This is a genomic window from Amycolatopsis lexingtonensis (assembly GCF_014873755.1).
GTDB classification, from domain to species: domain Bacteria; phylum Actinomycetota; class Actinomycetes; order Mycobacteriales; family Pseudonocardiaceae; genus Amycolatopsis; species Amycolatopsis lexingtonensis.
In genome coordinates this window covers 7,964,533-7,983,431 of record NZ_JADBEG010000001.1, presented here as the reverse complement: position 1 = coordinate 7,983,431, position 18,899 = coordinate 7,964,533, and the positions used below count along the sequence as shown (strand labels likewise).

General features: G+C 71.7%; 17 protein-coding genes. 2 read left to right on the top strand and 15 right to left on the bottom strand.

Annotated features, from left to right (window positions below; genetic code table 11):
* The first annotated feature begins 42 nt into the window (after window positions 1–42).
* Window positions 43–978 (top strand): helix-turn-helix domain-containing protein, encoded by a 936-nt coding sequence (locus tag H4696_RS37015; RefSeq protein ID WP_086858512.1) that lies wholly within the window; start codon window positions 43–45, stop codon window positions 976–978.
* Window positions 979–1,068: 90 nt separating this feature from the next.
* Here H4696_RS37015 and folK read toward each other — a convergent pair whose 3' ends face one another.
* The 13 genes from folK to dacB form a co-directional block, all read right to left on the bottom strand.
* On the bottom strand, window positions 1,069–1,560 hold the full coding sequence (gene folK / locus H4696_RS37010) for a 2-amino-4-hydroxy-6-hydroxymethyldihydropteridine diphosphokinase (protein WP_086858511.1): 492 nt from the start codon (window positions 1,558–1,560) through the stop codon (window positions 1,069–1,071).
* Window positions 1,557–1,916 (bottom strand): dihydroneopterin aldolase, encoded by a 360-nt coding sequence (gene folB, locus H4696_RS37005; RefSeq protein WP_086858510.1) that lies wholly within the window; start codon window positions 1,914–1,916, stop codon window positions 1,557–1,559. The genes folK and folB overlap by 4 nt, the downstream gene beginning before the upstream one ends.
* A complete protein-coding gene (gene folP / locus H4696_RS37000; RefSeq protein ID WP_125309759.1) occupies window positions 1,909–2,715 on the bottom strand; it encodes a dihydropteroate synthase in 807 nt (268 codons plus the stop codon). Before folP ends, folB begins: the two co-directional genes overlap by 8 nt.
* A 35-nt stretch (window positions 2,716–2,750) precedes the next feature.
* Complete coding sequence (gene folE / locus H4696_RS36995) at window positions 2,751–3,356, bottom strand: GTP cyclohydrolase I FolE (protein WP_169734925.1); 606 nt, start codon at window positions 3,354–3,356, stop codon at window positions 2,751–2,753.
* Entirely contained in the window at window positions 3,334–5,760 is a 2,427-nt protein-coding gene (gene ftsH, locus H4696_RS36990) for an ATP-dependent zinc metalloprotease FtsH (protein WP_086858508.1), read from the bottom strand. The genes folE and ftsH overlap by 23 nt, the downstream gene beginning before the upstream one ends.
* Before the next feature lie 202 nt (window positions 5,761–5,962).
* A complete protein-coding gene (locus H4696_RS36985) occupies window positions 5,963–6,790 on the bottom strand; it encodes an ESX secretion-associated protein EspG (protein WP_086858507.1) in 828 nt (275 codons plus the stop codon).
* Window positions 6,791–7,225: 435 nt separating this feature from the next.
* The gene (locus tag H4696_RS36980) at window positions 7,226–8,014 is read right to left on the bottom strand and encodes an ESX secretion-associated protein EspG (protein ID WP_086856959.1); all 789 of its coding nucleotides are present in this window, start codon (window positions 8,012–8,014) and stop codon (window positions 7,226–7,228) included.
* Between the two features lie 61 nt (window positions 8,015–8,075).
* Complete coding sequence (locus H4696_RS36975; protein WP_086856958.1) at window positions 8,076–9,467, bottom strand: hypothetical protein; 1,392 nt, start codon at window positions 9,465–9,467, stop codon at window positions 8,076–8,078.
* 22 nt (window positions 9,468–9,489) lie between these two features.
* Window positions 9,490–9,855: a hypothetical protein gene (locus H4696_RS36970; RefSeq protein ID WP_086856957.1), complete on the bottom strand. Its 366-nt coding sequence runs from the start codon at window positions 9,853–9,855 to the stop codon at window positions 9,490–9,492.
* Between the two features lie 144 nt (window positions 9,856–9,999).
* The gene (gene hpt, locus H4696_RS36965; protein ID WP_033261644.1) at window positions 10,000–10,551 is read right to left on the bottom strand and encodes a hypoxanthine phosphoribosyltransferase; all 552 of its coding nucleotides are present in this window, start codon (window positions 10,549–10,551) and stop codon (window positions 10,000–10,002) included.
* A gap of 3 nt (window positions 10,552–10,554) precedes the next feature.
* Entirely contained in the window at window positions 10,555–11,514 is a 960-nt protein-coding gene (gene tilS, locus H4696_RS36960) for a tRNA lysidine(34) synthetase TilS (RefSeq protein WP_086856956.1), read from the bottom strand.
* Window positions 11,511–12,521 carry a zinc-dependent metalloprotease gene (locus H4696_RS36955; RefSeq protein WP_086856955.1) on the bottom strand — a complete coding sequence of 337 codons (1,011 nt, stop codon included), beginning with the start codon at window positions 12,519–12,521 and terminating at the stop codon, window positions 11,511–11,513. Before H4696_RS36955 ends, tilS begins: the two co-directional genes overlap by 4 nt.
* 103 nt (window positions 12,522–12,624) lie before the next feature.
* Window positions 12,625–15,015 (bottom strand): D-alanyl-D-alanine carboxypeptidase/D-alanyl-D-alanine endopeptidase, encoded by a 2,391-nt coding sequence (gene dacB / locus H4696_RS36950; protein WP_086856954.1) that lies wholly within the window; start codon window positions 15,013–15,015, stop codon window positions 12,625–12,627.
* A 176-nt stretch (window positions 15,016–15,191) separates the two neighbouring features.
* On the opposite strand from dacB, the gene H4696_RS36945 reads away from it, so the two are divergent.
* Window positions 15,192–15,710, top strand: coding sequence for an inorganic diphosphatase (locus tag H4696_RS36945; protein ID WP_086856953.1), 519 nt, complete (start codon window positions 15,192–15,194; stop codon window positions 15,708–15,710).
* Window positions 15,711–15,783: 73 nt separating this feature from the next.
* On the opposite strand, the gene H4696_RS36940 is transcribed toward H4696_RS36945, so the two are convergent.
* The gene (locus tag H4696_RS36940) at window positions 15,784–17,439 is read right to left on the bottom strand and encodes an MDR family MFS transporter (protein ID WP_086856952.1); all 1,656 of its coding nucleotides are present in this window, start codon (window positions 17,437–17,439) and stop codon (window positions 15,784–15,786) included.
* A gap of 173 nt (window positions 17,440–17,612) precedes the next feature.
* Window positions 17,613–18,881 carry a serine hydroxymethyltransferase gene (locus tag H4696_RS36935; protein ID WP_086856951.1) on the bottom strand — a complete coding sequence of 423 codons (1,269 nt, stop codon included), beginning with the start codon at window positions 18,879–18,881 and terminating at the stop codon, window positions 17,613–17,615.
* Window positions 18,882–18,899: the final 18 nt, after the last annotated feature.

The window sequence follows — 18,899 nt, the reverse complement described above, 5'->3', positions numbered from 1 at the left end:
AACCTTGACTCTCCCCCGACTGGAGAGTTCACCATGCGTCTAGTGGGCACCACCGCGACATTCACCATCGGCGAGCTGGCCCGGCGGACCGGCCTGCCGGTCAAGACCATCCGCTTCTACTCGGACGAGGGCCTGCTGCCCCCGACCGAGCGGACGGACGCCGGCTACCGCCTCTACGACGCGGCGGCGATGGCCCGCCTGGAGCTGGTCCGCACACTGCGGGAGCTGGGCCTGGGCCTGGCCGACGTCTCGGCGGCGTTGGCGCAGCCGGCGACGGTCGGCGAGCTGGCGGCCCGGCACGTCGAGGCCCTGGACGAGCAGATCCGGCGGCTGCGGCTGCGCCGGGCGGTGCTGCGCGCGGTGGCCAAACGCAATTCCGAGTTGGAGGAAGTGAACCTGATGAACCGTCTCGCGTCGATGTCGGACGAGGAGCGCAAGCGGCTGGTGGACGAGTTCTGGGACGAGATGGTCGCCGGGCTCGACGTGGACCAGGAGTTCTACCAGCGGATGCGCGCGGGTAAGCCGGAGCTGCCGGACGACCCGACGCCGGAGCAGCTGGAAGCGTGGATCGAGTTCGCGGAGCTGGTGCAGGAGCCGTCGTTCCGCGCGCTGATCCGCGGCATGAGCGAGCAGCAGTCCCAGCAGATCAAGGCGGGCGAGTTCCAGCAGCCGTCGGACGCGTGGCAGCAGAACTGGCCGGGCTGGGTGTCCCGCGCGGAAGCGGCGGTGGCGGCGGGCGATTCGCCCACGTCGGAAGCGGGGCAAACGCTTGCGGCCGACATCGCGGCGGCGACGGCCCGCCCCGACCAGGACCCGGCATCACCGGAGTTCCGCGCGGAGATGGCGGACCGCTTCGAGACGAGCGGCGACCCCCGTGCGGAGCGCTACTGGCAGCTGCTGGCGACGATCAACGGCTGGCCCCCGGTCCCGACGGCCCAGCCCGCGGTCCGGTTCATGGTCGACGCCCTGCGCGGGTGACGGCGGATGTCTGTCACCGACCGCGGAGCGCTGCTCGGCGATCGGTGGCCCGGCGGGGGTTGACTTGGCCGGGCGGATTCGCTGACCGGCTCAGCTGAGATCGAGGTTCGTCCGGCGGACGGTCGCCACTTCGTCCGCCGGGCGGGCCGCCAGCAGGGCCGCGATCGAGCCGTGGCCCGGCAGCACCGCTTCCGGCTCGATCTCCGCCCACGGCACCAGCACGCTGGCTCGGTCCGGGGTTCCCGGGTGCGGGAGGAGCAGCTCGGGGTCGTCGGACGTCACGCCGTCCACCGCGACCACGTCGACGTCCAGGGTGCGCGGGCCCCAGCGGAGCTCGCGGACGCGGCCGGCCGCCTGTTCGGCCGACTGGCCCGTGCGCAGCCACGCCCAGTGGTCGCGGGCCGGGTCGTCGACCACGCAGACCGCGTTCAAGAAGTCCGGCTGGTCTTCGACGCCCCAGGCCTTGGTCTCGTACACGCTCGACACCGCGACCAGCGCCGGGCGGACCGCGTCCAGGGCCAGCTTCAGGTAGCCGAGGCGATCGCCCAGGTTCGAGCCCAGGGAGAGGACCGCGCGGGTCATCGGTCGCGCCGGACCGTCACCGCGACGTCGTCGAACGTCAGCGGGATCGGGGCCGACGGCTTGTGGACCGTCACCTCGATCGCGCTCAGGCGCTCGTCGCGCATGACCTCGTCGGCGATCTTGCCCGCGACGCTCTCGATCAGGTCGTACGGTTCGCCCGCGACGATGCCCGCCGCCAGCTCGGCCAGCTCGCCGTAGTGCAGGGTCTTGGTCAGGTCGTCCGACGCGGCGGCGGGCCCGAGGTCGAGCCACGCCGTGATGTCGACGACGAACTCCTGGCCGTCGCGCTTCTCGTGCTCGAACACACCGTGGCGGCCGAACACGCGCAGGCCGGTCAGCGTGATCCGGTCAGACATCCGGGGAACCCTTCCACCACGCCGCGGCCACCGCGACCGCGTCCAGCGACGCTCCGACCTCGTGCACCCGCACGCCCCACGCGCCGGCCGCGGCGGCGAGGGCGGAAATCGCCGCCGTCGCGTCCTCGCGGCCGTCCGGTGGGCGGGGTGTGCCGTCCTTTTCGGACAGCAGGCGGCCGAGGAACCGCTTGCGCGAGGCGCCGACGAGCACCGGGAAACCCAATGACAGCAACGAGTCCAGCCCGCGCAGCAACGCCCAGTCGTGCTCGGCGTTCTTCGCGAACCCGAGCCCGGGGTCCAGCACGATCGCGCTCTCGGCTACGCCCGCCGCCAGTGCTTCGTCCACCCGGGACAGCAGCTCGGACCGGACATCGGCGACAACGTCGGTGTAGGACGCGAGCGCCTGCATGTCCTTGCTGTGCCCGCGCCAGTGCATCAGCACCCACGGCACGCCGGTTTCGGCCGCGACCCGCGCCATGTCCGGATCGGCCAGGCCACCCGAGACGTCGTTGATCACGTGCGCGCCGGCTTCGAGCGCCGCGGCGGCGACAGCCGCGCGCGTGGTGTCGACCGACAGCGCCACGCCTTCGCCGGCGAGCGTCCGGATCACCGGCAGGATGCGCGCCAGCTCGGTCTCGGCGTCCACCCGGGCCGCGCCCGGCCGCGTCGACTCGCCGCCGACGTCGATCAGGTCGGCGCCGCGCGCCCACATCTCGCGCGCGTGCTCCAAGGCCTGGTCGAGCCCGAGGTAGCGGCCACCGTCCGAAAAGGAATCGGGCGTCACGTTCAGTACGCCCATCACGACGCACCGGCCGGGAGCGGGAAGCCCCACGCTCACCGGCGCGCCTTGATCAGGTCGAGCGCCTCCGCCCGCGACGACGGCGAATTCTTCAGCTGCCCGCGCACCGCCGAGGTGGTGGTGCGCGCGCCCGGCTTGCGGATGCCGCGCATGGCCATGCAGAGGTGCTCGGCCTCGATCACGACGATCACCCCGCGCGGCTCCAGCTTCCGCACGATGGCGTCGGCGACCTGCGACGTGAGGCGCTCCTGCACCTGCGGGCGCTTCGCGTAGAGGTCGACGAGCCGGGCCAGCTTCGACAGCCCGGTCACCTTCCCGGCGGCGTTCGGGATGTACCCGACGTGCGCGACGCCGTGGAAGGGGACCAGGTGGTGTTCACACTGGCTGAACATCGGGATGTCCGTGACCAGCACCAGCTCTTCGTGGGACTCGTCGAACGTGCGGTCCAGCACCGAGTCGGGCTCGGTGTACAAGCCGGCGAACATCTCGTGGTACGCGCGGGCCACCCGGGCGGGGGTCTCCTTGAGACCGTCCCGCTCCGGGTCTTCACCGCACGCCAGGAGAAGCTCGCGAATCGCCTTCTCCGCCCGGTCCTGGTCGAAGACCGGGCGGCCGGCGTCACTGGGGCTTGTCTGGTCCATCCACGTCACGTCGTTCTCCCTCGTTCTGCTGGTTGCCCGCCTGATCGGCGAACCAGCCGTGCTCACGAGGGCGTTCTTCACCACCGGGCCGCCACGACTGGCCCGGCTGACCGCCGGGGGAGGTCGCGGGGGTCCAGCCCGGAGGGGCACCGTAGTTCGGCGGGCCGCTCTGGCCGCCGGCCGGGCCGCCCGGGTAGCCGCCGGGCTGCTGGCCGCCGCCGTAGGACTGCGGCCAGTGCGCCGTGCCGTTGGGGCCGCCGTTCGGACCGCCGTAGGGACGGCCGCCGTTCGGGTAGGCGCCCGGCTGCGGCGGGGCGTACGGGTTGGCGTTCGGGTCCGCCGGCGTCGGGGCCGGGTACGGCGGGCCGCCGGGCAGGTCGCCCGCGCCCTGGGCCGTGCCGACCGGGGTCGGCTCCGGCTTGAGGGCCGGCTTCGGCTCCTTCTCCGGCGGCGGCCACGGCTCGCCGCGCTCCATCGCCAGCTCGCCCGGGGTCTTGATCGGCGGCTTGTCCGACGGGGTCCGCTCGCCGAACTCGTTGAAGACGGTGATGTGCGGGCGCTTCTCGACGGTCGCGAAGATCCGCTCGAGGTCCTTGCGCTGCAGCGTCTCCTTCTCCAGGAGCTCGATGACCAGCTCGTCGAGGACGTCGCGGTAGGTGTTCAGCACGTGCCACGCCTCGGTGTGCGCCGTCTCGATGAGCTTGCGCACCTCCTCGTCGATCTCGTGCGCCACCTCGAGCGAGTAGTCCGCCTGCCGCCCGGCCGACCGGCCGAGGAACGGGTCGCCCTGCTCCTGGCCGTACTTGACCGCGCCGAGGCGGGCGCTCATGCCGTACTCCATCACCATCGCGCGGGCGATCTTCGTCGCCTGCTCGATGTCCGCGGACGCGCCGGTGGTGGGCTCGTGGAAGACGAGCTCCTCCGCCGTGCGGCCACCCATCGCGAAGACCAGCCGGCCGATCATCTCCGAGCGGGTCATCAACTCCTTGTCGTCCTCCGGGACGATCAAGGCGTGCCCGCCGGTGCGGCCGCGCGGGAGGATGGTCAGCTTGTAGACCGGTTCGATGTCCGGCATCGCCCACGCGGCGAGCGCGTGCCCGCCCTCGTGGTAGGCCGTGATCTTCTTCTCCTTCTCGGAGATGATCCGGCTCTTGCGGGCGGGGCCGCCGACGACGCGGTCGACCGACTCCTCCAGCGCGACGTCGGTGATCACGTGCCCGTTCTGGCGGGCGGTGAGCAGCGCGGCCTCGTTCAGCACGTTGGCCAGGTCCGCGCCGGACATGCCGACGGTCCGCTTGGCCAGGCTGCCCAGGTCGGTGCCCTGCGCGATCGGCTTGCCCTTGGCGTGGACCTCGAGGATCGCCTTGCGGCCGCGCAGGTCGGGCGCGGACACCGGGATCTGCCGGTCGAACCGGCCGGGGCGCAGCAGCGCCGGGTCGAGGATGTCGGGCCGGTTGGTGGCCGCGATCAGGATGATGCCGCCGCGGGCGTCGAAGCCGTCCATCTCGACGAGCAGCTGGTTCAGGGTCTGCTCGCGCTCGTCGTGCCCGCCGCCGAGGCCGGCGCCGCGCTGGCGGCCGACCGCGTCGATCTCGTCGACGAAGATGATGCACGGCGCGTTCTGCTTGGCCTGTTCGAACAGGTCACGCACTCGCGACGCGCCGACACCGACGAACATCTCGACGAAGTCCGAGCCGGAGATCGTGTAGAACGGCACGCCCGCTTCACCGGCGACGGCTCGCGCGAGCAGCGTCTTGCCGGTACCCGGCGGCCCGTAGAGCAGCACGCCCTTCGGGATCTTCGCGCCGAGCGCTTGGTAGCGCGCCGGGTTCTGCAGGAAGTCCTTGATCTCGTACAGCTCTTCGACGGCCTCGTCGGCACCCGCGACGTCCCCGAAGGTCGTCTTGGGCATGTCCTTGTTCAGCTGCTTGGCCTTGGACTTGCCGAAGTTGAGGACGCGGTTGCCGCCACCCTGTGCGTTGTTCATCATCCACATCAGCAGGCCCAGGACGAGGGCCAGCGGGATGGCGAAGATGAGGATCTGCGTCAGCACGCCCTGCTGGGTCACCTTGGTGGTGAACTTGATCGGCTGGCCGCCGTTCTTCGCCGCGATCAACGAGTCGTAGATCGGGCGGGTGGCGTCCGAGGGGTACTGCGAAATGATCTGGGTGACCTGCTGCCCGTCCACGTCGATGGGCTTGGAAAGCAGCAGCTTGAGCTGCTGTTCCTTGTCCTCGAGGCTGGCTTCCTTGACGTTGTTCGAGGAGATCTGGGAGTTCGCCACCGAGATGGGTGCCTGGGTGTACCCACGATCACTGTCGAAGATCGTGTTGTACGCGAACAACGCCAGCAACCCCGCGACGATCCACAGCAGTGGGTTCCTGAGCACGCTCTTCCGGTTCATACGACTCGGCCCTGGTGGCCTCGACCCTCCCTGGTTGGGCGGCTCCTGTGATACCCGCCATCACGATCTTGACAACCCGTGGTGCCCGGGCTGCCGTCCCATCAGGGTACCGTCCGCTGCCGCGTTCATCCCCTGTGAGCCTCTCGCAGGTCAACGGGCGATACCGCGCCCGGGTTCCCGCCCGGCGTCCGCAGTGGTCACGCTATCGCGTGCCGTCGGACACACTGCTCACCATCTCGCCCAGCCGGGTCCGCAGCGTCGCCGGGTCGGCCGGGGCCACCGTGACCCACTCCCGACCGTCCGTACCTGCGCGGGAGAGGCTCAGGTAGCGGCCGGTCGCGGTGTCGAACCAGGCCAGGACGCGGGACCGCTGCTTGGCCCCGACCTGCGAACGGCTGTTCGCTGCCAGCTGACCGCCCCGCTGCCGCGGCTGCCCCGCGAGGCGGCCGTACGCCTCCCGCGGATCGGCCGTGACGCGCTCGCTCAGCGGGGTCCGGCGGGCCTTGCCCCGGCGTTTGTCTTCTTCCTCACCCGGCGACGACGGCAGCGACACGGGCACCCGGATCGGGGCCGTGCGCAGGGCGTCGTCCAGCGGGAGCGTGACCGACGCCTCGCTGCCGCGCGGGCCGGCGGGCAGCACGTCGACGACCGCGGACACCAGCGCGTCCGGCGGGAGGTCCCGCAGCCAGATGCCGTCGGCGTCCTGGACCGCGAGCACGCCCTTGCTGTCGTCGGCCGCCGCGAGCACGCCGACGGTCTGCGCCTCGAACTGCGGGATGTGCAGCGCGTCGATGGTCAGCGGGGCGAAGGCCAGCAGGTGCAGCGCGTCTTCGATCGGGGGCGCCAGCGTGCCGCGCTGCTCGCGGATGCCGCGCGCCTTCAGCTCGACGTCGACGCGGTGGCGCAGCGAAACGCGCTCGTCCTCGGTCGCGCCGTGCGACCGGACGCGCAGCGGGTACGGCAGCTCCCCGACCTGCGCCGACTCCCAGAGGAAGTCGAACGCCAGTGGCGAGAAGAACTCTTGCATCATTACTCTCCCGGATCGGACTCTTGCTCAGCGTAGCCCGCACCACCGACAAAAAGTGAGCGCCGGCCGAGCACACTAGGAGAAGCCGGAGCCCGATCTTGGCAGAGCTGACGGGTTAGGCCATGAGGGGCCACCTTCTTGGCGCGAGCGGGCCCCGAGCCGAGGTCGAGGCACGTCGCCCTGCTCCCGGAACCGGACGTCATGAACGACCCTTTCACCGCATCTGACGACAGGACCCCGGCAAAGTCGGGTCGGTGCGGTCCGCAGCGGTGCGCCGGCGTCTTGAATGAGTCATTCAGGACGTCCGAAGACCTGAATGACTCATTCAAGACACTGGGCGAGCGGGTTACCGGCGGCGGAGCGGCCTGGCCGCGCGACTTTGCCGGGACCCCGGCCGTGATGTCGTGAACGACTCGTTCATGACGTCGGCCCCCAGGATCAGACCGGCGCGGTCGAACTCGCCGCCGTCGCCAGCATCTCGCCGAGGCGGTGGCGCAGCGTCGCCGCGTCCGCCGGGGCGATGGTGATCCAGTCGCGGCCGTCGTGGCCACGGGTCGCCTGGGTGAAGTAGCGGCCCGTCTCGGTGTCGAACCAGCTCAGCACCGGCGTCCGGGTGCGGCCGCCGACGCGGGAGCGGGCGTTGGCCGCGATCTGGCCGCCGCGCAGGCGGGGCTGGGCGTGCAGCCGGGCCAGCGCCTTGCGGTCCTCGTCCGCCGACGAACGGTCGTCGCCGTTGCCCCGCCGCTGCAGGAAGTCGACGCCGTGCGCGCCGACCAGCTGCTCCAGCGGGACCGTGATCGACTTCTCGGTGCCACGCGGCGCACCCGGCAGCAGCGAGACGATCGCGCTGGCCAGGCCGTCGGTCGGACACGGGTTCAGGTGCAGGCCGCGGCGGTCCTGCACGGCCAAGAGCCCCTGGCCGCCCAGGACGCCGGCGATCGCGAGCAGCGGCTCGGCGTCCGGCGCGATCAGCTGGACGGCGTCCAGGCTCAGCTCGGCGCCCGCGAGCACGCCGAAGTAGTCCTCGACGTGCGGTTCGGGCCGCCCCCGGCCGTCGGCGAGGCCGCGCGCGACGAGGCCCTCCAACGTGCGGCGGCGCAGCACCGCCCGCTCGTCGACGGTCTCGCCGTGCGAGCGGATGCGCAGCGGGTACGGCAGCTCGCCCAGCCCGGCGGACTCCCACAGGAAGTCCACCTCGACCGGGGTGAGCAGCTCAGCGTTCGGCATCGAGCCACCCCCAAGAGAAACCGGGCCGGGCACACCCTCGGTGTGCCCGGCCCGAAAAGGATCAGCGGTCTTCGTCGTCCCCGGACCACGCGCCGATGACCGGCGGCGGGGTCGCCTGGTTGGCGCCGAAGGCCTCGTCCGGGTCCGCCTCGATGAGGAAGGACGCGTGCGTGTGCTCCTCGTCCTGCTCGCCCTGGGCACCGTGCGGGGCCATGCCGCCCATGCCGCCCGGGTTCATCGGCGGCGGGGCCTGCTGCCCGCCGATCGTGCCGGTGGGCGAGACGACGCCCTGCTGCGGCGCCTGCTGCGAAGCGGCGCTCTGGCCCTCGGCCGAAGCCAGGGTCGTGTCGTTCTCGGCCTTCGAGCCGGACTTGCTGCCCGCGCCGAGCGCCCGCGACGCCAGCGCGCCGAGGCCGCCGGCGACGCCGCCGATGCCGAGCCCCATGCCGATCTTGCCCAGCGGGCTGCTGCCACCGGCCGCCGTGCCGCCCGGGGCGACCTGGCCGGACCCGGTCACGGAACCGGCACCGGTGCCCGGGACCGAGCCGCCGGGCGCGTCGCTGCCGAGCGAGGCCGCGTCGGCCCCGAAGCCGGCGGGCACCGCGTGACCCGCACCGGCCACGCCGGCCGCGTGCTGCGCGCCGAACGCTCCGCCGCTGCCGAAACCGGATCCGCTGGAGGCGAAGATCGCGTCGCCCGCGCCACCGGGGAGCCCTTGGACCGGACCGGTGCTGCCGACGGAGTGGACCGAGTTGAACGAGATGGAGTTGTGCGAGCCCGTCGGCTTCATGCCGAGCGACTCCGGGCCGAAGCTCGGGGTCGAGCTGTCGACCTCGCTCATCGCCTTGGTGTAGGCGTTGAAGAACGCGACCTGCTGCGCCTTGACGTCGTTGGCCGCGTCCGCCTGCGCCTTCTGGTCCGCGATCAGCGCCGCCGGGCCGCCGGCCAGCGCCGCCGCCATGGACTGCTTGGGGTCGTAGTCCTTGGGGGCCGGCATCTTCTTGACCTCGGCGGCCGCCGCGGCCTGCCGGGCGAGCCGGTCGGACATCGTGTGCGCGGCATCGGAGGCCTGCGAACCGGAGTTGGCGATGGCCACCAGCGCGCCCTGCGCACCGCCGGCACCCTGGCCGACCCACGCGTTGCCGAGCTCGGCGATCGCGTTGTACAGGTGGTCGGACGCCTGCTTCAGCTCGGTGCCGTGGTGCGCCCAGGCGTGCCCGGTCGCCTCGGCCGTGCCGGGGTCGTTGTTGTTGACCGCGCCGGCGTAGAGCTGCTGGCTTTCCTGCGCGTTCCAGTTCGGCGGGTTCGCGATCGCGCGGTCGCTGCCCATGTCGAAGCCGCCGGCGCTACCGCGGGCGTTGTCGACGATGTTCTGCGCCGCCGAGTTGTCACCGAGCGGGACGAGCGAACCCGGGTCGGTGGACGAAGGCTGGTCGCTGTGGTTCGGAGCCATGACTGCGAAATCCCCTCAGGACTCAGGCGTTGCGGAACGGGTCGGCGGCGGCGTTGTCGATCTCGTGGTAGCGGGACATCGCCGTGACGATGCCCTCCTCCGCGGCCGAGTACTGGTCGAGCAGGTTCTGCAGCGCGGCGGCGTAGGAGTCCCCGCCGCCGTCGGCGCGCTGCACGAACTTCGCGGCCATCGCGTTGCCGACCGGGTTGTCGCCGAGCTTCGGCGGCTGGGCGAGCGTGCCCGCGCCGGCGAGCAGCGCTTCGACGGCGTCCTTGCCGGTGCGGATCTTGTTCAGCACGGTCTGCGCGGCGTCCGGGTCGATCCCGACCTGACCCGCCGCGGCCGCGGCCTTGAAGGCGTTCGCGTCGGCAGCGCTGCTGTTCCCCATCTGAGCTCTCTCCCGTTCCCCCGACCCGGTCACCGCGGGCACGAATGGTCTTCGCATAGGTTAACGCACGTGATCAGAGCGTATGACGCGAATGGGCGCGCCCGGGTTCCGCAAATCCGGTAGTTGCGGTGAACGGTCGGTGAACTACGCGGTGTACACCTTCGGGTCCAGCGTCCCGATGTACGGCAGGTCCCGGTAGCGCTCGGCGTAGTCGAGGCCGTAGCCGACGACGAACTCGTTCGGGATGTCGAAGCCGATGTACTTCACCGGCACGTCCACCTTCACGGCTTCGGGCTTGCGCAGCAGCGAAACGACCTCGAGCGACGCCGGGTTGCGGCTGGCGAGGTTCTTCAGCAGCCACGACAGCGTGAGGCCGGAGTCGACGATGTCTTCGACGATCAGGACGTCCCGGCCCGCGATGTCGCGGTCGAGGTCCTTGAGGATCCGCACGACGCCGGACGACGACGTCGCCGAGCCGTACGAGGAGACGGCCATGAATTCCAGCTGCGTCGGCAGCGGCAGCGCACGGGCGAAGTCGGTCATGAACATGACCGCGCCCTTCAGGACGCCCACCAGCAGGAGTTCGCCCTGCCCGTTGGCCGGGTAGTCGGCGGCGATCTGCTCCGACAACTCCGCGATCTTGTCCTTGATCTGCTGCTCGGTGACGAGCACGGAGGCGATTTCGCCCTCGTACACGGGTCATTCCCCTCGTGTGGTGGGTTGGGAGGTGAGGCAGAGCCTGCCATGCGCCCGGCTCGCCTCCAAGTTGCCGGGCAACCAGACACCGCCCTGACCACGCCACCGGGCGACCAGTCCGTCGACCGCGCGGAGGTGCGCGTCGGTGAGTTCGCGCACGCCCGAGGCCAGCAGCCACCTGCGGAGAACCCGCCGCCGCAGTGCCGGCGGCTCGCCCGCGAGCACTCCGACATCCAGCCCTTCGGGGCCGCCCGCGCGGGTGAAGATCGTGTCCGCCACTGTGTCCAACGCCTCGTTGTCCTCGCGCAGCTGCGCGGCCGTGCGGGCGAGCGCGCCCGCCACCCCGCCGTTGAGGACGTCTTCCAGGAGCGGCAGAACTTCGGTGCGCAACCGGACGCGAGTGAAGCGCGGCTCGGCGTTGTGCGGGTCTTCCCACGGCTCGACGCCCAGTTCGGCGCAGGCGGCCCGGGTGGTGGCGCGCGAGACGGCGAGCAGCGGCCGTCCCCAAGGCGGGTCGTGCGGCCGCATCCCGGCGACGCTGCGCGCGCCCGAGCCGCGGCCCAGGCCGAGCAGGACGGTTTCGGCCTGGTCGTCGAGGGTGTGGCCGAGCAGGACGAGGTCGTGCCCGGCCAGCGTCCGGTAGCGGGCCTTGCGCGCGGCGGCTTCCGGGCCGCCGGGGCCGGTGACGTCGGTCCGGCGCACCTCGGCCTCGTCGACGCCGAGTGCCTTCGCGGCCGCGGCGGCGTCGAGCGCGATCTTCGCCGAGCCCTCCTGCAGGCCGTGGTCGACGACCAGCGCGCGGACGACGTGCCCGCGGTGGTGCCCGACGTACGCCGTGGCCTCGGCCAGCGCGAGGGAATCGGCGCCGCCGGAGACCGCGACGCACAGTTCGGGCGGCGCTTCGACGCTGTCCAGGAAGGCGCGGACGGCCCGGCGGACGGCCGCGACCGCCGGCCCGGTCATCCGTGCAGGCGCCGGACCCACGCAGCCGGATCGGCGATCTCGGCGCGCGACGGCAGGGTGTTCGGCGAGCGCCAGACGGCGTTGAAGCCGTCCATGCCGACGGCGTCGACGACGTGCTTCGTGAACTTCGCGCCTTCTTCGTACTGGCGGATCTTCGCGTCGACGCCGAGCAGCGCGCGGAGCAGCCGGTCGAAGACGCCACCGCCCTTGCGCCGGGCGGTGAACCGCGCGCGGATCGTGTCGACGCTCGGGACGACCCGCGGCCCGACCGCGTCCATCACGTAGTCGGCGTGGCCTTCGAGCAGCGTCGAGAGCGCCAGGAGCCGGTCGAACACCGCGCGTTCCTTCGGCGACTGGAGCAGCTCCGCGAGGTTCAGCTTCGGCCCCTGCTTGATCGCCTCGGGCAGCCTGCCGAACAGGTCGGACAGGCTGTCGCTGCCGCCGCCGGCGAGGCCGGAGACGAGCCGCTCGACTTCGTCGGCGAAGTAGTCGCGCAGCCACCGGACCGCGGTGAACTGCAGCCGGTGGGTGCATTCGTGCAGGCAGACCCAGAGCCGGAAGTCGTGGCCCGGCACGTTCATCGCCTGTTCGGCGGCGACGACGTTCGGCGCGACGAGCAGCAGCTGCCCTTCCCGCTCCGGCCCGCCGAAGGGGTCGTACTGGCCCAGCACGCGGCTGGCGAGGAACGCGAGGACGAGCCCGGTCTGGACGCCGGCGCCCCCGGCGAGGATCGGCCCGAGCGCCCCGCCCTGCTGCGGCAGCGCGCGCCCGGTCAGCGCGTCGAGCCCGGCGGCGGCGGACCGCACCCAGCCGGGCCGGTCGACGACCTCGCCGGGCAGCAGCGGCAGGTCGAGGCCCAGGTTCGTCAGCTCGCGGACGTGCCCCTCGGCCTCCATCGTCAGCTCACGCAGGTCGGTGACGGCCGCTTCGGCCTCTTCGCGCGGGACCTGCGGGCCGCCGCGCACGAGCAGCGCGCCGGTCTGCGCGGCGATCGCCCAGTCGACCATGGGCCGGGTCTCGGTTTCCTGACTCACCCTTCCGACGCTACCTGGCCGGTGGGGGTTTCCGGCCACGATCTTCGTACGGTTCGCACACGGAGAGGTACCCCCGCTACGCGCACCCGCACTTGCGGAGGCTGGTGGCCAGCACGTCGATGGCGTCCCGGCCGGGGTCGGTGTCCGAGCCGTTGGACATGAACGCGAACACCAGCACCCGGCCGTCCTGGTCGAGGACCAGGCCTGCCAGGGTGTTGACCCCGGTCAGCGTGCCCGTCTTCGCCCGCACCCAGCCGCGGCCCGCCTGGGACGCCGGGGTGTCGAACCGCTTGTCGGCGAGGGTGCCGGAGCCGCCCGCGACCGGGAGGCCGGCCAGCACCGGGCGCAGCTTGCCGGTGCCCGGGTTCTTGCCCTCGGGCGCCGCCGCGGCCGCCAGGAGCTGGGTCAGCAGGCGGGCCGGGATGCGGTTGAGCGAGGAGATCCCGCTGCCGTCGGACAGCTCGACGCCCGAGACGTCGAACCCGTGGTCCTTCAGCACCTTGATCGTCGCCCGCGCGCCGCCGGCGTAGCTCGCTTCCTCGCCGTTGGCCAGCGCCACCTGCCGGGCGATCGCCTCGGCGAGGACGTCGTCGGACAGCACCATCAGGTCGGACACCAGCTCGGTCAGCGGGGCCGACTTGACCTCGCCGAGCACCTTCGCGTCCTTGGCCGCGGTCGCCTGGCCGCCGGCCGACGCGCCCAGCTTCGACGCGATGGACGAGGCCAGCGCGCTGCCCGCGTTCGCCGTGCGCTGCGAGTTGTTGTCCTTGGGGCTGATCCGGCCGCCGTCGGCCATCACCGGGGACATCTGCGTCGCGTACGTCGACGGCGCGTCGCCCGCTTCCCAGCCCGGCGCGGTCGTGGCGCCCTTGAACAGGGTCAGGTCGACCTGCACCTTCTTGACGCCGGGCGCCGCCTTCTTGACCTGCGCGACGAGGTCGTCGACGTGCGCGCCACCCGGGTACAGCGGCGAATCCGTGCCGAGCGGCAGGTTGGTGATCGTCGTGTCGCCGCCGCCGACCAGGACGACCGTGCCCGGGTCGGCGCCCTGGACGATCTTGGTCGACAGCCTGAGGTTGTGGTCCAGCGAGAGCAGGGCGGCCGCCGACGTGAGCACCTTCGTCGTCGACGCGGGGGTCACCGGCGTCGACGAGCCGCGGTCCCACAGCACGGTGCCGGTCACCGGGTCGATCACGCTGCCGGTGAGCTGGCCGAGCGCGCTGTTGCCGGCCGCCGAGGCCAGCACGGACTTGACGCCGTTCGCGGTCGGCGCCTTCCCGGCGCTGTCGGGGCCCTGCAGCTGGCGCGTGGCGGCGGCCGGCTCGGGGCTGTCGCCCTTCGGCGCGTTCGGCGCCCACGGCAGGCCCAGCCGGTTCGACACCTTCGGCATCGCCGCCGCGACCCCGCCCCCGGCCAGCACCAGCAGGACGACCACGACGAGCGCGATCAGCTTGCCCTTGCGCCGCTTCTTCGGCGGCTCCTCGGCCGACGGCGCTTCGGCGGACGGCGGCGGCGCGGACGGCGGCTGCGACTCCGGCCGCGGCGGCTCGTTGCGCGGCTGCGGCTGCTGCTGGAAGGCGGCGGGGAACTGGGTGGGCCGCTCGATCCCGACGGTCGCCTCGGCGTCGAACCGCTGCCCGTCCGGCTCGATCCGCTGCGGCCGGGCGAGCGAGCCGGCCGACGCCGACGGCACGACGCCGCGGGGTGGCTCCGGCGGCAGGCCGGGCCGCCGCTCACCCGGTTCGGCCGGGCGGTCGCCGCCGCGGTTCTCCCGCAGTTCGATGCGCTGGGCCCAAGGCTGCTGGGGTTCTTCCGGGCGCTGCGGCTCGTCACGGCGCTGAGCCCAAGGCTGCTGGGGCTCGTCCGGCCGCTGCGGCTCCTCACGACGCTGGGCCGAGGGTTGCTGGGGTTCTTCCGCGCGCTGCGGCTCGTCCCGGCGCTGGGTGTCGAGGCGCTTCAGCTGCTCTTCGCGGCGCTGCTGCTCCTCCCGCCACAGCTGCAGTTCCTCACGCCACTGCTGCTGCGGCTCCTCACGGCGTTCCTGCTGCTCAGCGGGCCAGACGTTGCGCTCGACCGGCACCACGGGCGCCTGCTCGGGCTGCTTGACCTCGATGAACTGCGTGCTCTCCGCGACCGGCGGCTCGGCCCGGATGTACTCGGTGCCCGCTTCCGCCGGCCGCTTCGGCTCCCGGCTGCCGAGCCGGTCGGCGAGGTCCTGCTTGGCCGGCGGCGGCGGGGGCGGCGGCTCCTCGGCCGGCGCGTTGAGCCCGGGGACCGGCTCCGGCGCGACGTTCGGCGCGAACCAGGACCCCTTCGGGGCTTCGCTGCCTGTGACCTTGGGCACGCCGGCCTCGCCCGGAGCGCGCTCCGGCGGGTCGGGCAGGGACATCGGAGTGGTCTTCCGCGCGCCCGACGACGAGCGGTCTTCGTCCGACGAAGGCCACATCGGCTGGTCGTTTTCCGGCACCCACCACTCCTTCTCACCTGCCCCGGAAGGGGCCAAGGTCACATGCCGCGTGGCCGACATCGATGCGGACCCGCGGCAGGCCGTAGTCCACACTAGGAGACGTCAAGACAGTCATGAAGGTTGCCGCCCGCGTCGGGCGGGCACGCCCGGATCTATAAAGAAGCAGCGAGGACGCCGTGGAGTTCGACGTCACGATCGAAATCCCCAAAGGGGAGCGCAACAAGTACGAGGTCGACCACAAGACCGGCCGCATCAAGCTGGACCGGACCCTGTTCACGGCCACGCAGTACCCGGCCGACTACGGCTTCATCGACGACACCCTCGGCCAGGACGGCGACCCGCTGGACGTGCTCGTCCTCGTCCAGGAGCCGACGTTCCCGGGCTGCCTGATCCGCTGCCGCGCGATCGGCATGTTCCGGATGACCGACGAGAAGGGCCCGGACGACAAGGTCCTCGCCGTCCCGACGAACGACCCGCGCCTCGAGCACCTGCGCGACATCCACCACCTGAACGAGTTCCACAAGCTGGAGATCCAGCACTTCTTCGAGGTCTACAAGGACCTCGAGCCCGGCAAGAGCGTCGAAGGCTCGTCCTGGGTCGGCCGCTCCGAGGCCGAAAGCGAGATCGCGCGCTCGTACGAGCGCGAGACCGACCGCCTGGCCAAGGAAGAGGCCAACGGCGGCGCGTCCCACTAGCTGCCCAAAGCCGTGAAGGCCTCCTTACCGGCATTTTTGCCCGGTAAGGAGGCCTTCACGGCGTTTCAGGGGGTCAGTGCGCCAGGGCGAGGGCGGGGGCGTCCGCCTCGGCTTCGGCGCGCTGCTCCATCGCCGACTTGTCCGAGAGCGGCTTCTCCTTGAGGAACCACACCAGGGCGAAGCCGACGGTCAGCACGATCCCGCCGACCAGGAACACCGTGCTCATCGACTCGGCGAAGCCCTGCAGGATCGGCCGGGCCAGCGTCGGGTCGAGCGAGGACAGGAACGACGTGTCGTTGACGTCCAGCGCGCCGCTCTTGAGCTGCTGCGCGAACGCGGGGTTCTGGGCCAGCGCCGACACGTAGGCCGGGCTGGTCAGCGCCGAGCGGACGGCGTTCGCGATCCGGTCGCCGACCGTGCCGAACAGGATCGACAGGAACACCGCGGTGCCCGCCGTGCCGCCGATCTGCCGGAAGAACGTCGCCGCCGAGGTGGCGACGCCGATGTCCTGCGGGCGGACGTCGTTGGTCGCGGCCAGCACCAGCGTCTGCATCGAGGCGCCGAGGCCGAGGCCGATCACGAAGGCGATCACCATGACCAGGGCCAGCGAGCTGTCGACGGTGATGGTCGAGAGCGCGAACAGCGCCGCCGCCATCAGGCCGATCCCGGCCACCGCGAACATCTTGTAGCGCCCGGTCTTCGAGATGATCCGGCCGCTGGTCATGCTCGCGGACATGATGCCCAGCGTCAGCGGCAGCATCTGCAGGCCGGCCTGGGTCGGCGTCGCGCCCTTGACGATCTGCAGGTACAGCGGCAGCGACATCATCGCGCCGAACATCCCGGCGCCCTGCACGACGGTGACCAGCGTCGACATCCGGAACACCGGCCGCTTGAACAGGCGCAGCGGCAGCAGGGCGGCGTCGCCCATCCGGCGTTCGATCCAGACGAACGCGGCCACGCCCAGCCCGCCGACGACGTACATCGCGATCGAGGCGGCGGAGCCCCAGCCCCACTCACGGCCCTGCTCGGCGACGATCAGCAGCGGCACCAGGCCGGTGGCCAGCGCGACGGCACCCCAGTAGTCGACCTTCTGGTCCACGCGGGTGTGCGGGAGGTTCAGCACCTTGGTGACGACGACCAGCGCGGCCAGCGCGATCGGGACGTTGACGAGGAAGACCCAGCGCCAGCCGGTGATGCCCGCGAAGGTGTCGATGCCGGCGAAGAAGCCGCCGACGACCGGCCCGGCGACGCTCGAGATGCCGAACACCGCCATGAAGTAGCCCTGGTACTTGCTGCGCTCACGCGGCGCGGTGATGTCGGTGATGATCGCCAGCGCCAGTGACATCAGGCCACCGGCACCGAGGCCCTGGAACGCGCGGAACGCGGCGAGCTCGTACATCGACGTCGCCATGCCGCTGGCGAGCGAGCCGACCAGGAACAGCGAAATCGCCGTCAGGTACATGGGCTTGCGGCCGTAGAGGTCGGACAGCTTGCCGTACAGCGGCGTGGAGAGCGTCGCGGTGATCAGGTAGGCGGTGGTGGCCCAGGCCTGCAGGGACAGGCCGTGCAGCTCGTCGGCGATGGTCCGCATCGACGAGGAAACGATGGTCTGGTCGAGCGCGGCCAGGAACATGCCGAGCATCAGGCCGGACAGGACGGTGAGGATCTGGCGGTGGGTCAGTTTGCCGGTCGTGACGGACGCTCCTTCCGCCGTGGTGGTGTCGCTCATGGTGGTCTCCCTCGGTCACGTAGTTGCTTGTACCCCTCAACTACTTGTCTCGACCAAGTATTCCCAGAGAGCTTGTATCGTGCAACCAAATATTCGTGTGACCCCGGTCTCCCGCCTCCGGACATGCCGAAGGCGGCACTTTCATAGGGAAAGTGCCGCCTTCGGGGTGGGAGTCAGGCGGAGTAGCCCGGGATGGGGAACGGGGTCAGGAACTCGCGGATCTCCGCGGCGATCGCGTCCAGGGAGGAGTCGTCGGAAGCGGCCGCGGCGGTGATCGTGCGGTCGATCCAGTCGGCTACCTGGGGCTGGTGCTCCGGCTTCAGGCCGCGGGTGGTGATCGCGGACGTGCCGAGCCGGATGCCGGACGGGTCGAACGGCTTGCGCGGGTCGAACGGGACGGTGTTGTAGTTCAGCTCGATGCCCGCGCGATCGAGGGCCTTCGCCGCCGGCTTGCCCGCGACCGCCTTGTTCGTCAGGTCGATCAGCAGCAGGTGGTTGTCCGTGCCGCCGGAAACCAGGTCGTACCCCTTCGCCAGCAACGCGTCCGCCAGCGCGCGGGCGTTGGCGACGATCGTGTGCGCGTACTCGCGGAACGACGGTTGCTGCGCCTCCCCGAGCGCGACCGCGATGGCCGCCGTCGTGTGGTCGTGCGGGCCGCCCTGCAGGCCGGGGAACACCGCCTTGTCGACGGCTTTGGCGTGCTCGGCGTCGGACAGGATCATCGCGCCGCGCGGGCCGCGCAGCGTCTTGTGCGTGGTCGTCGTGATGACCTGCGCGTGCCCGACCGGCGACGGGTGCGCGCCGCCCGCGACGAGACCGGCGATGTGCGCGATGTCGGCGACGAGCACCGCGCCGACCTCCGCGGCGATCTCGGCGAACGCCGGGAAGTCGATCGTGCGCGGGATCGCCGTGCCACCGCAGAAGATCAGCTTCGGCCGGTGCTCGCGGGCCAGGTCGCGGACCTGGTCGAGGTCGACGCGGCCGGTCTCCTTGGCGACGCCGTAGCGCACCGGCGTGAACCACTTGCCGGTCGCGGAAACGCCCCAGCCGTGGGTGAGGTGGCCGCCGTCCGGCAGGCTCATGCCCAGCACGGTGTCGCCGGGCTCGGCGAACGCGAGGTAGACCGCGAGGTTCGCCGGCGAGCCGGAGTACGGCTGGACGTTCGCGTGGTCCGCGCCGAACACGGCCTTCGCCCGGTCGATGGCGAGCTGCTCGATCTGGTCGATGAACTGCTGGCCCTCGTAGTACCGCTTGCCCGCGTAGCCCTCGGAGTACTTGTTGGTGAGCACGCTGCCCGTCGCTTCGAGGACGGCCTGCGAGACGTAGTTCTCCGAAGCGATCAGGCGGATCTTGTCGTGCTGGCGCTTCGCTTCGTCCTCGACCAGCCCGGCGATCTGCGGGTCGGCGGCGGTCAGCGCGTTCAGTGCTGGCTGGTGTGTCATGGCGTACTCCGGCTCTGG